The following is an 11841-nucleotide window of genomic DNA, read 5'->3' as shown; positions in this document are numbered from 1 at the left end:
GGGGGAGATTTTAAAATGAAAGAACCGATTATCGTAAAAAAAGAAGCTTTCCAAGCAATCGGCGTTTCGATTACGACGACAAATGAAATAGAGGCATCTACTGAAGGTAAAATCCCACATCTCTGGAACCGATACTTCCAAGAACAAACCATGCATCACATCCCAAATCAACAAACGAAAGAAACATTCGCTTTCTATTCAAATTACGAATCAGATGAAACTGGTACATATCAATTTACAATCGGCATGCCCGTTTCTTCATTAGAGGACGTTCCTGAAAATATGACAACTTTGACAATACCTGCTGCTACGTATGCGGTATTTACAACAAGAAAAGGACCAGTTGCTGAAGTCGTTTGCGAAGCTTGGGAATATATTTGGAAATGGTCAAAAGAAAACAAACGTGCTTTTACAACTGACTTTGAGCTTTATGATGAAAGAGCGTTAGATCCAAACAACGTTCAATTGGATATTTATATTGCATTAGCCTGAACGACAAAAAAGAAGATACCAAATGGTATCTTCTTTTTTGTCGTTAAATAGCCACTGTGCAAACCCAACATTATTGTCTACAATGAGAAAGTGCAGTATAGAAATATTAGAAACTGTATAAAACGATTGTTAACAGGTTTTTTAGTTTAAATTTGTCACATAGAAAGGAAGCAATATGGAGGAACTACAACAAAATAAATCTGCTTTAGAGGGAAGCGGAAAACCGTTATTAAAAAATACGAATTTCCTTTTTCTTTGGGCAGCTACACTCTTTTCAAGTTTTGCTTTAGCCTTTTTTACTTTTTCACAAACGTGGTACATAGCAAAAACATTAAACCTTGAGGCTTCACTCGGTGTTGTTTTCGTAGCTCTTAGTGTTCCAAGACTTATTTTTATGATTATCGGCGGCGCTGTAGCTGATAAATTCCCGAAAAAAAACATTATGTTTTACTCTAATATTATTCGTGCTATTCTCGTCGCGACCATTCTTACATGGTTCATCGTAGGTGATGTAACACTGTATACATTTGCTTTATTCGCTTTATTCTTTGGACTTGCTGATGCTTTTTTCTGGTCAGCTGACGGATCTATCTTACCTGAACTTGTAGAAAAAAGCCGTTTAACACAAGCAAACTCACTTACACAAATGACAAACCAAGCATCGGTCATCTTAGGTCCTGTACTTGGCGGCATTCTCATCAAATTTACGAACTATGAAACGATCTTTTCGATCACGATTTTATTACTAATCGTCGCAGCCATACTCGTTCAAAAAATACAATTTACGATGCCAGAACAGCAAAATACAGACAAAGGCATGTTCACTTCTATTAAAGAAGGAATCTTATATGTAAAAGAATCACCATTCCTTTCAACTTTCCTTCTTTGTAGTGCCTTTTTAAACTTATTTTTAATTGGTCCGATGCAAGTCGGTTTCCCGCTTTTCGTTAAAAATGTTCTGCACGGTGATTCTCTTCAGTTTAGTTACTTAGAAGCATCTGTGGGCGGTGGAATGGCAATAGGTGCTGTCATTGTCGGTTTAAAAAATATTAATCGTAGACGTGGTCTATTTTGCATTATCATGATGCTACTGTCTGGTGTATTCTTCTTATCCATTAACTTTAGCACCGTACTTTGGCAAGCATTATTAGCTGGCATGTTTTACGGTATTACAATTGCAATGGCTATCGTTCCTCTTATGGCGATGATTCAATCGACAGTAAAAGAAGAAATGATGGGACGCGTAATGAGTTTACTTATGCTATCATCAATGGGCTTTATCCCGCTTTCTTATGCATTCACATCAATCGCACTTGCAATAGGAATTCCAATCGTAACCGTTATGAAAAGCGGTGCAATCGCTGTTATCGTCTTCGTACTATTTGTAGCGATTCGTGTTCCAGTTGTAAGAAAGTTCGACTAGCTACTTGGAGTCATGTATTATACGCATGGCTCCTTTTTAAACGGATCAAATAACGGTTTCCCCCTACTTCTTCTCACAGCTGCTCCCCACTCTAGTCCAACCTCTAAAAATAAATCCCGCACTGTACTATATAAAAGTGCCCTCACATTTTTACGGATTTCTCCGTATTTATACGCTCTCACAACACTCTTCACACGCCAAATGAGGTTTCCATACACTTCTTCATCAGCTAATATTTGATCTAGCAAAACACCTTGCTCTAGTAACCCGCTCTTTTTATAAGCAAGTTCCACCTTACTCCAAAATATATTAATTTTCTTCGGATTACGCGTCATCGGCACAAGTGCGTATATAAAAGGCTTTGGTATATCGTGACGACAATACGTCTCATCAAGCTCGTACGTTCCTTTTCTTTTCTCTTTTATTTGTGGAATGTTTTTAGAAAGAATTGTTTCCCCGTCGCTTTTTTGCTCCTTTCCACTACAGCCAGCTGCATCATCCTCACTTTCACATGCGGACATTTTCATACGGTCATCCATGCGGTCAATTGCAGATGCAAGAAATACATATAAGTTCGCACTATACCCGCCGCGCTTATGCCTTTCTTTTGTCGCAACACGCTTTATAATTCCTAATTCCTCTAACTTGGCAATGGAGCGGCGTACTGTACGAATACTTTTTTCAACATTTATAGCAATCGTCTCCATTAACGGACAGGCAACCCCCACTGTTTTCTGTTTCTCATTCACTGCATACTTTCCTAAAAAATGAATAATGGTAGCATCCGTTTTATTTAATTGAAATCGATAATATTTCAACACTTGTTTTTGATATGCATTAAACTCTTCTTTACTTTGAAATTCACTATATGGTTTCATTAAATTATATAAGCTTCCCAATTTGTATCACCTCATTTATAAGTAAGAAGCAGGACGGGAAATTGGCGTAGAATTTAATATTTTTTTATTGGAGATGAAAATATGATCGTAATTAGCGCTTGTTTAGGTGGTATCGCTTGTCGGTATGATGGGAATGACAATCTTGTTTCAAAAATAGAGGAACTACTGCAAAATGAAGATACAATCCTCATTTGTCCTGAAGTATTAGGAGGACTACCAACACCTCGTCCTTCAGCTGAAATTATTGGCGGGAATGGCGATGACGTTTTGGACGGAACAGCAAAAGTGATGACAAAAGACGGTGAAGATGTCACAGAATCTTTCGTGAATGGTGCTTATAAAGCGCTAGAACAAATTAAAAATTTACACCCAGAATATATTATTTTGAAAGAACGTAGTCCATCTTGTGGTAGTGCTACCATTTACACTGGAGAATTTAACGGAAATAAACAAACTGGTTACGGGGTAACAACTGCTTTATTTAAAAGACATGGCTTTACAGTCATTTCAGAAGAAGATTTTGAAAATAAAAAAAGGAATTGACCCTGTTCGTCAATTCCTTTTTCTTTCTTATTTCGCACCTAATTTTTCTTTCACTTTCGCTGGAAGCTCGTCTTTCTTCACTTCTTCCCAAGCTGTTACACCTTTTTTATCTGAGTGATATACACGTAAGAACGCTTCTTTACGAAGGTTTTTCACAGCTGTAAATTCTAATTCTTTTTCTTTACCTTCTTTATCAAATGCAGGTAACTTATACTCGAATGATTTATGTGGCTCACCGTTATCAGCTTTTTCATTCTTCTCAATTCCATCAGTTGTAATTTGAACGTAATACTCATCTTTACCCATACGGTTTAAATCACAACCGACTAACAAACTTGCAAATACAACTAAAATACTAAACAGTGCAATGTATCTTTTCATTTCCTTCACCTCATATGTTTTTTCTTATATTCTTATCTTAAAGCCCAGAGCTTAAAGAAGAAATTCAAAAACATGACATGAACATTACACTTTTGTAAGATAATAATTATTTCTTCACTCTAGAAACCGTCATCCCGTCACCAATTGGAATGAGTACGGATTCTAAACTTGGATGAGTTGCTACTACTTCATTAAACTTCTTCATAACTTCTGTATAACGTTTTTGTTTCGCACTTTCATCTACTACACTACCACCAGCTAAAACATTATCTGTAACAATTAAAGCACCTGGCTTTGCAAGCTTAATGCAGTACGTTAAGTAATTTTCATAATTCTCCTTATCCGCATCGATAAAGAAGAAATCAAATCGCTTATTACTTGCAGCTAATTTTTCAAGACTTTGTAACGCAGCACCAGTCATATACGACACTTGTTTTCCAAGTCCCGCTTTATGTAAATTACGATGCGCTACCTCTGCATATTTCTCTTCAAGTTCAAGTGAAGTTAACGTACCTTCTTCTCCAAAACCTCTTGCAAGACAAATACCACTATATCCACCTAATGCACCTATTTCTAAAACATCTTTCGCTCCAGAAATGGAAACTAACATCGTTAAAAGTTTACCCGAAGAAGGTGATACCGATATCGGCGGCATTTCGTTTTCTTTTATGGAAGTAATCACTTCATCCAAAAACGTATCTTGACCACAGAATACAGAATCAATATAACGATTAATTTGTTTCATCAGATGCAGTCCCTTTCTCTAGATCTGCCTTCTCATCTAACATAGGCGCTTCTTCTGTTTCACTCTCATGTATTTCAAATAGTTGTGTAAATTCATTAATAACCATATCAATCGCCTTTAATTCCCCAATTAAAATTTGCTGAATGGACTGGAATTCCGGCTCACTTAACTGTTGTTTAATTGTCGCTCGTTTCAAATTCATCATTTCTAAAAAGGCGATTGCTCTCCCGCGGCGAAATGTTTTCGGCCCGCGATGATGAGATCCATCTCTCCCTCTATGACGCTCACCACGGTTTCGACCTTCTTTCATAAACTTATCTTCTCTCATTTCAAATCCCCCTTTGTATACAAATGTATACATTTATTTTATATCTCAAATTGTATACGTTTGTATACATATTGTCAAAATAAAAAGCCTTAAGGGAAATGAATTATATAATTCATTTCCCTTAAGACTTTTTATCCGCTATCTCTTTACTAGCAATTTTTCTATTGTACCTATTACCGCCAATAACGTCTTTCACGCCAGTTTCGCCACTTATCACGGATTTTATCACGTAATCTCCTTATACCGTTTATTACACCTTCTATTATGCATTCTATTATAATATCTATCACAAGGTATCTTATAAATCTAAAAATAGGACCTATAACGTGCTTCAATATAAATTCAAAAATATCTTCCAGCATATATCCCCTCTTTCTACCCTTCCATTATAACTGAAAAAAGAGAACTTAAAGCTACTTCGGCAGCTATTTTTTGTACTAACTGGTAGTTTCATTTTCAATATGTGCAAAGGGATTTCTAAATAATGAATGGAATATATATTTATTGTTTTCTAGCTTTTGAGAGGAGAAATAATATGAACCCTATTTTATTAGATGTTCCGTTACAAATAGAAACAGACAGACTCATTCTTAGAGCACCACTTCAAGCTGGTGAAGGGAATATAGTACATGAAGCTATTAAAGATTCAATTCATGAATTAAAGCAATGGTTGTCTCTATTCCAGTCCATTCCTACTGTTGAAGAAACGGAAATTCTTCTAAGAAATGCACATATAGATTTTTTGAAAAGAGAAAGCTTTCGCTATCTTATCTATCATAAGGAGACGAATGATTTTATTGGAACGGCTAGTCTTCACGGGGTTGATTGGAAGGTTTCTAAATGTGAAATTGGATACTGGGTTAACACACAATTTAGTGGCAGTGGATATATGACAGAAACAGTAAGCGCGTTAACAAACCTTGGATTTCAGTTATTCAAATTTAGAAGGATTGAAATACGATGTGAATGTAATAATACGAAAAGTCGTGCACTCCCTGAAAAACTAGGCTTTGAACTTGAAGGGATATTACGTAATGAAGATTTTTCAGCTGACGGCAAACAACTAACTGATACTTACATCTATGCAAAGATAAAGTGAAATTTTGATTAGCCCTCGCTAATCGGGCTTTTCCGGCAAAAGAAAAGACCTCCTTAACGATTTTATTCTATCGCTAAAAAGGTCTTTTTCTATTTTGGCTAAAAGCTTAGCACTCTTCTGGCTTACCAGCATTCGTCGCTGTACGGAAAGATGATCCACATCCGCATGATGCGATTGCGTTTGGATTGTCGATTGTGAATCCGCCGCCAAGCATCGATTGTTTATAATCAATTTTTACTCCTTTAACAATTGGAGCACTTTCTGTATCGATAACAAATTCAACACCGAAAAACTCAAGAACTGTGTCGTCTTCTTTTGGTTCTACTTCAAATCCTAAGCCGTAAGAAAGGCCAGTACATCCGCCGCCATGTACAGCAAGGCGCACGTACTTCTCTCCATCTTCAGCATCTTTTAACATATCTTTAATTTGAAAAGCTGCTTGTTCTGTAACTTCAATCATGAAATACACCATCCTTTCTGTTCTCATTCTATTATACATCTTTACGCTTCTATCTTGTACTCATACACTCCGCGGCAAATTACTTCCGCAGGTCCTTTCATTAACACATTGCCTTCTTCTGTCCATGCAATCATTAAATCGCCGCCAGCTAAATGAACTGTAATTTCCTTACCACGTTCCATTTTCCCATTTAAAATAGAGGCTACAACTGCAGCACACGCCCCTGTTCCGCAAGCTTGTGTTACACCAGATCCACGTTCCCAAACACGGAAGTTCATCTCTTCCTCATTCAAAATCTCGATGAATTCAACATTTACTCGCTCTGGGAACATTTCATGCGTCTCAAGAACTGGTCCAAGTGTTGTAAGAGGTGCTTGTTCTACATCATCCACAAAAATAACCGCATGCGGATTTCCCATTGAAACAGCTGTAAATGCATAACGATGATTATTGTATAAGAAGTTTTCACGAATAAATGGTGTTTCACCTTCACCAAGCATCGGTATTTCGGCACGTGTTAAACGCGGTGCTCCCATATCGATTTTCGCTAACGTAACTTTCCCTTCTTCTACCGTTACTTCCGCCGTTACAATGCCAGCTAACGTTTCAATTGTGAAGACTGTTTCTTCTACTAGTTTATGCTCATACGCATATTTCGCTACGCAGCGTAGACCGTTACCGCAGCTCTTTCCTTCTGATCCATCATTATTAAACATGCGCATTTTCACCGGAGCTACGTCAGAAGGACAAATTAAAATCATTCCATCTGCTCCAATACCAGTATTAATATTTGAAACTTTTTCCGCCACAAGAGCTAAATCTTCTTCCGGAATTTGTTCTTCAAACATATTTACATATATATAACTATTGCCAAGACCATGCATTTTTGTAAAAGAAAATTGGCTCATTTGTATTCACTCCAAAAATAATTTGTTATTTCAAGTATAAAATGCACGCTTTTAGAACACAATATGAATGTCCCCCGTTTCTCATATTTGACAACATTTGGCGATGAGCCATTCTTGCACAAGTTGTGTAAGAAAAAAGCCCTTCTAAAAGGGCCTTTTTTTATTTATATACAATATTATCCTCCCCTGCGAAACAAAATTTTATCTCATAAGAAAAAGAAAAAGGTGCTGCCGATTGCAACACCTTAAAACATTGGATTTTCATCCAAATAATCATATACATTATTGACCAGTTCTTCTACTGTAGCACCTTGTACAACTTCACCATTTACAAGTGCAAATGGTCCTTCAAAACAAATGCCACAATATCCTAAACAACCATACTCCATTACATCTAAATTCGGATCTTTTTCTAATTTCTCTAAAGCTGCTTGTGAACCACTCGCAAGGTTACCTACACAAAATTCAATTAATGGTTTAATCAAAATTCTCCCCCCTGTACTACAAAACAAATTACCTTCTGACTATCTATAAGAAGAAAACTAAGCTGTCTCTTGTTGTTTTTGTTATACATTCTAAACTATTTAGTTACTTCACTATTTCACTTCAAAGTAGATGGTCTTATTTTATATAACATGCTACTTGCAATGAAATAGTAACTAAAAAGGCAAAACAGTTTACTTTACTTTTCTTCTTATTGTACAACAGAGTATTCATTCATGCATTGTTATTTGTTCACAAATTCGATATAATTTGATTGAGTAAAGTCAAAATATTTTATTAATATAAAATTGTGTGATTAGGGGATATTTCAACAGAAAAGGGGTAATCCATCATGAAACACCTCGTAATACTAGGTGGCGGCTACGGTGGAATGAGAATTCTGCAACGGCTACTTCCAAGCAACCAACTTCCGGATGATGTACAAGTGACATTAATCGACAAAGTACCATACCATTGTTTCAAAACTGAATATTATGCATTAGTAGCGGGTACAATTTCAGAAACACATATTCGTATACCGTTTCCTGAGCACCCACGCCTTAATATTCAATACGGCACAATAACAAATATTGATCTCGAAGAAAAAGCTGTTCATCTTGATGGCGGCGAAGCAATCCAATATGATGATTTAATTATCGGACTTGGCTGTGAAGATAAATATCATAACGTTCCTGGAGCAAAGGAATATACACACAGTCTACAATCGATTGAACAAACACGTAAGACATATGAACAATTAAATGGCCTAGAACCGAATGCAACAGTTGCTGTTGTTGGTGCTGGCCTAAGTGGCGTTGAAGTTGCAAGTGAACTTCGTGAAAGCCGTTCTGATTTAAAAATCTATTTATTTGATCGAAAAGATAGAATTTTATTCCCATATCCAGAGAAATTAAGTAGATATGTAGAAGAATGGTTTGTAAAGCATAAAGTTAACATTATAAGAAACTCTAACATTACAAAAGTAGAACCAAATATTGTGTACAACCATGATGAACCACTTGAATGTGATGCAATCGTCTGGACAGCTGGTATTCAAGCAAATGAAGTTGTTCGAAACCTTCCAGTTGAACAAGATGGTAGCGGACGGGTTGTTTTAACAAAATATCACAATATTCCGAATAACGAGCACGTGTATGTTGTAGGAGATTGCGCAGCACTTCCACACGCTCCATCTGCACAACTTGCTGAAGGTCAAGGAGAACAAATTGTCCAAATATTATTAAAACGTTGGAATAATGAACCACTTCCTGACGAACTACCTGTAATTAAATTAAAAGGTGTTCTCGGTTCTCTTGGAAAGAAGCACGGCTTCGGTTTACTTGCAAACCAACCATTAATGGGACGTGTACCGAGATTATTAAAATCTGGTCTTCTTTGGATGTACAAATATCATAAAGGTTAATACTTTAGAGGCTGTCTACAATGTAGGCAGCCTTTTTGCATCTACCAAAAATAATTATCAGACATATTTTTCTCAACATGAATCATGTTTTATTTTTCATTTTCATATTAAAAACTATTGATAAACAGTGTATGCTATTTATAAGTTGTTTTATTTCCTTTAAGACCGAAGTCATTCGGTCTTATTTTTTATGTTATAAATACTTTTACAGGAGGCATTCCATTTCACTTATGAACGTAATGAAACTAAACGATCGAATAGAGGCGAAGAAGAAAGAATTGATCTATCTCGTTGAAAAGTACGGATTCACTCATGATAAAGTAATTTCTTTCAGCCAAGAATTAGATCGTTTACTTAACTTATTAATAGAACTCAAAACGAAGAAAAAACGTTGCTCTTTATAACCGTTATCTTCTCTTTTTTGATACGATAGAACTAGAATCAGAAAGGAGCCATTTATGTTTATATTAAAAGACGTTACATATAAAGATATACTAAGCATTCCTTATTTACAGATTCAAAAAGAAAAAATCACATGTATTATCGGTGAAAGCGGGAGCGGAAAAAGTACATTGCTCCGCATGCTAAATGATTTACAATCTCCAACATCCGGCACAATTGAATATAACGGAAAACTAATTTCTGATTACCCCCCTATTCAATTACGACGTGACGTAGTCATGCTTGGGCAAACGCCACCTATTTTTGATGGAACGATTAAAGACAATCTATTAATGGGACTTCGTCTTTCTGAAAAACCATTTCCAAATGATGATGCCCTGCGAAGTGCATTAACGACCGTTAGCTTAGAAAAAAATTTTGAAGACAACGCCGATTCCTTATCAGGCGGAGAAAAACAACGACTTGCTTTTGCACGTATCGTACTTATGGATCCACCTGTTTATTTATTAGATGAACCAACATCGGCACTAGATAGCGATACAGAATGCCGCGTTATGAAACAATTTACTACGCTAGCAAGAGAAAAGAACAAAACAGTTATCTTCATCACACACTCACAACAACTTCCAGAAGAAATTGCAGACGATATTATTGAAATTAGCAAAGCAAACGGTGCAACTAGAAAGGGAGTGCTCTCAGTTGAAGGGCGTTATTGAACTCCAAATTTGGCAACTTGCCGCTGCATATATTTTTATTCTTATTTTAATAGGTCTTGTAAAATTAAAAGGAATACCTCGCGAAAAACAAATTGCGCTCGCAACGTTCCGTATGACAATTCAGCTCGTACTCGTTGCTTACGTCCTAACATACGTATTTGAAAATAGTAATCCATTTTATACAATTGCTCTTATTACTTCTATTACTACCTTTGCAATTTTTAATATTTATAAACGAGTCAACATCCCAATGTCAAAAGACTTAAAACGAGTAGCCGCTCTTTCCATGGTTGCCGGATCAATTGGGCCACTTCTATTATTTATCTTTGTTATTATCGGACACGACCCTTGGTACGCGCCGCAATATATCGTTCCAATTACGGGAATGTTAGTCGGGAATGCGATGACAGGTGTTTCTCTCGGTGCAAATACGTTCTTAAACAATATGAAATCGCAAAGAGGTCAAATTGAAGGAGCACTTATGCTCGGAGCAACACCGAAAGAAGCCGTTGCTCCGCTCATACGCGACGCTTTTGACTCTGCTATTTTACCAACGATCAACTCTATGGTCGGAATGGGGATTATAAGCTTACCAGGCATGATGACTGGTCAAATCTTATCTGGTGTATCACCATTCACAGCGATTCAATATCAAATCGCCATCATACTCGGTATTTCAGGAAGTACCGCTTTCGCCGTCATTATCTTCTTGCAGCTTGGATATAAAACATTCTTTAATAAACGGTGTCAGTTGAAAGAAGTAGATTATGGTGTGCGGTGAAACGTACCTCTCGCTCAGCAAATGATGCACCGTTCTCGATGAATGAAATTATATCGGCGATTTTTCGAATATATCGATCGTAACTCAAATTATATCGGCGATTTTTGAAATATATCGATCGTAACTCAAATTATATCGGCGATTCGACAAAGAATATCGATTTACCGACAAAAAATGACAATAAAAAGAGGAGGCTACTCGCCTCCTCTTTTTACTTACGCCTTCTTAACGAATTGTGATTTTAACTTCATAGCTCCGAAACCGTCGATTTTGCAATCAATATCGTGATCGCCATCAACTAGACGGATACTCTTTACTTTCGTACCGATCTTCACAACTGAAGACGTTCCTTTTACTTTTAAATCTTTAATAACAGTAACAGCATCGCCGTCTTGAAGAACGTTTCCGTTCGCGTCTTTTACAACTTTTGCACCATCATTATTTTCAGCTTCTGCTTCTTGGCCCCACTCATGAGCACACTCAGGACATACGAAAAGAACGCCATCCTCATACGTATATTCTGAATTACATTTTGGACAATTTGGTAAAGTAGCCATAAATTCATTTCCTCCGTTCATTATTTATACGTAAAAATCAAAATTGATGTTTACATCTCGATAAATAAAATTTGTACAGCATTTCTTTATAGTGCCATAGTCTCACGTTATTGACAAGCCTACCTGGAATTCTCATTTTTTATTGTACTTTACAAAATTTCAATTCGTATGGTGTTTCCAAGTAAAAAAGAAGAACCTTCA

Annotated in this window: 17 protein-coding genes; 8 read left to right on the top strand and 9 right to left on the bottom strand. The window is 36.5% G+C overall.

The features are described from left to right. Window positions 1-15 precede the first annotated feature (15 nt). Both VF726_RS29345 and VF726_RS29340 read left to right on the top strand, forming a co-directional pair. Entirely contained in the window at window positions 16-492 is a 477-nt protein-coding gene (locus VF726_RS29345; protein WP_440173780.1) for a GyrI-like domain-containing protein, read from the top strand. 175 nt (window positions 493-667) lie between these two features. Beyond that, on the top strand, window positions 668-1915 hold the full coding sequence (locus VF726_RS29340) for an MFS transporter (RefSeq protein WP_097817476.1): 1248 nt from the start codon (window positions 668-670) through the stop codon (window positions 1913-1915). A gap of 17 nt (window positions 1916-1932) precedes the next feature. Here the strand turns inward: VF726_RS29340 and VF726_RS29335 are convergent, their stop codons facing one another. After that, a complete protein-coding gene (locus VF726_RS29335) occupies window positions 1933-2814 on the bottom strand; it encodes a helix-turn-helix domain-containing protein (protein WP_440173779.1) in 882 nt (293 codons plus the stop codon). Window positions 2815-2895: 81 nt separating this feature from the next. Here VF726_RS29335 and VF726_RS29330 point away from each other — a divergent pair, with 81 nt between their 5' ends. Then, window positions 2896-3357, top strand: a complete 462-nt coding sequence (locus VF726_RS29330) for a DUF523 domain-containing protein (protein ID WP_440173777.1) — start codon at window positions 2896-2898, stop codon at window positions 3355-3357. 27 nt (window positions 3358-3384) lie between these two features. Here VF726_RS29330 and VF726_RS29325 read toward each other — a convergent pair whose 3' ends face one another. From VF726_RS29325 to VF726_RS29310, 4 genes are all read right to left on the bottom strand, one after another. Further along, the gene (locus VF726_RS29325; RefSeq protein ID WP_440026122.1) at window positions 3385-3738 is read right to left on the bottom strand and encodes a YxeA family protein; all 354 of its coding nucleotides are present in this window, start codon (window positions 3736-3738) and stop codon (window positions 3385-3387) included. Between the two features lie 106 nt (window positions 3739-3844). Further along, the gene (locus tag VF726_RS29320) at window positions 3845-4483 is read right to left on the bottom strand and encodes an O-methyltransferase (protein ID WP_440173775.1); all 639 of its coding nucleotides are present in this window, start codon (window positions 4481-4483) and stop codon (window positions 3845-3847) included. Further along, complete coding sequence (locus VF726_RS29315) at window positions 4470-4811, bottom strand: hypothetical protein (RefSeq protein WP_440173773.1); 342 nt, start codon at window positions 4809-4811, stop codon at window positions 4470-4472. The genes VF726_RS29320 and VF726_RS29315 overlap by 14 nt, the downstream gene beginning before the upstream one ends. Before the next feature lie 173 nt (window positions 4812-4984). After that, the gene (locus VF726_RS29310; protein ID WP_440173772.1) at window positions 4985-5173 is read right to left on the bottom strand and encodes a hypothetical protein; all 189 of its coding nucleotides are present in this window, start codon (window positions 5171-5173) and stop codon (window positions 4985-4987) included. A gap of 173 nt (window positions 5174-5346) precedes the next feature. Between VF726_RS29310 and VF726_RS29305 the strand changes: the two genes are divergently transcribed. After that, window positions 5347-5910, top strand: coding sequence for a GNAT family N-acetyltransferase (locus VF726_RS29305; protein WP_440173770.1), 564 nt, complete (start codon window positions 5347-5349; stop codon window positions 5908-5910). A gap of 106 nt (window positions 5911-6016) precedes the next feature. Here VF726_RS29305 and VF726_RS29300 read toward each other — a convergent pair whose 3' ends face one another. The 3 genes from VF726_RS29300 to VF726_RS29290 all read right to left on the bottom strand — a co-directional run bounded on the left by VF726_RS29300 (window position 6017) and on the right by VF726_RS29290 (window position 7763). Next, window positions 6017-6370: a HesB/IscA family protein gene (locus tag VF726_RS29300; RefSeq protein WP_000573830.1), complete on the bottom strand. Its 354-nt coding sequence runs from the start codon at window positions 6368-6370 to the stop codon at window positions 6017-6019. A 41-nt stretch (window positions 6371-6411) separates the two neighbouring features. Next, window positions 6412-7278: a diaminopimelate epimerase gene (gene dapF, locus VF726_RS29295; RefSeq protein WP_000077403.1), complete on the bottom strand. Its 867-nt coding sequence runs from the start codon at window positions 7276-7278 to the stop codon at window positions 6412-6414. A gap of 245 nt (window positions 7279-7523) precedes the next feature. After that, window positions 7524-7763 carry a YuzB family protein gene (locus VF726_RS29290; RefSeq protein WP_000595025.1) on the bottom strand — a complete coding sequence of 80 codons (240 nt, stop codon included), beginning with the start codon at window positions 7761-7763 and terminating at the stop codon, window positions 7524-7526. A gap of 350 nt (window positions 7764-8113) precedes the next feature. Between VF726_RS29290 and VF726_RS29285 the strand changes: the two genes are divergently transcribed. The 4 genes from VF726_RS29285 (at window position 8114) to VF726_RS29270 (ending at window position 11083) form a co-directional block, all read left to right on the top strand. Further along, window positions 8114-9184 carry an NAD(P)/FAD-dependent oxidoreductase gene (locus VF726_RS29285; RefSeq protein WP_151626892.1) on the top strand — a complete coding sequence of 357 codons (1071 nt, stop codon included), beginning with the start codon at window positions 8114-8116 and terminating at the stop codon, window positions 9182-9184. A gap of 230 nt (window positions 9185-9414) precedes the next feature. After that, complete coding sequence (locus VF726_RS29280; RefSeq protein WP_073526319.1) at window positions 9415-9588, top strand: aspartyl-phosphate phosphatase Spo0E family protein; 174 nt, start codon at window positions 9415-9417, stop codon at window positions 9586-9588. Window positions 9589-9642: 54 nt separating this feature from the next. Then, the gene (locus VF726_RS29275) at window positions 9643-10302 is read left to right on the top strand and encodes an ABC transporter ATP-binding protein (protein ID WP_440173767.1); all 660 of its coding nucleotides are present in this window, start codon (window positions 9643-9645) and stop codon (window positions 10300-10302) included. Next, the gene (locus VF726_RS29270; RefSeq protein ID WP_440173765.1) at window positions 10286-11083 is read left to right on the top strand and encodes an ABC transporter permease; all 798 of its coding nucleotides are present in this window, start codon (window positions 10286-10288) and stop codon (window positions 11081-11083) included. Before VF726_RS29275 ends, VF726_RS29270 begins: the two co-directional genes overlap by 17 nt. Before the next feature lie 215 nt (window positions 11084-11298). Here VF726_RS29270 and phnA read toward each other — a convergent pair whose 3' ends face one another. Beyond that, window positions 11299-11640, bottom strand: a complete 342-nt coding sequence (phnA, locus tag VF726_RS29265) for an alkylphosphonate utilization operon protein PhnA (RefSeq protein ID WP_000212737.1) — start codon at window positions 11638-11640, stop codon at window positions 11299-11301. Between the last annotated feature and the right edge of the window lie 201 nt (window positions 11641-11841).

Source organism: Bacillus sp. Brlt_9, assembly GCF_051948935.1.
GTDB lineage: Bacteria > Bacillota > Bacilli > Bacillales > Bacillaceae_G > Bacillus_A.
The sequence above is the reverse complement of the archived record's forward strand: the minus strand, read 5'-3'. Positions and strand labels throughout refer to the sequence as shown.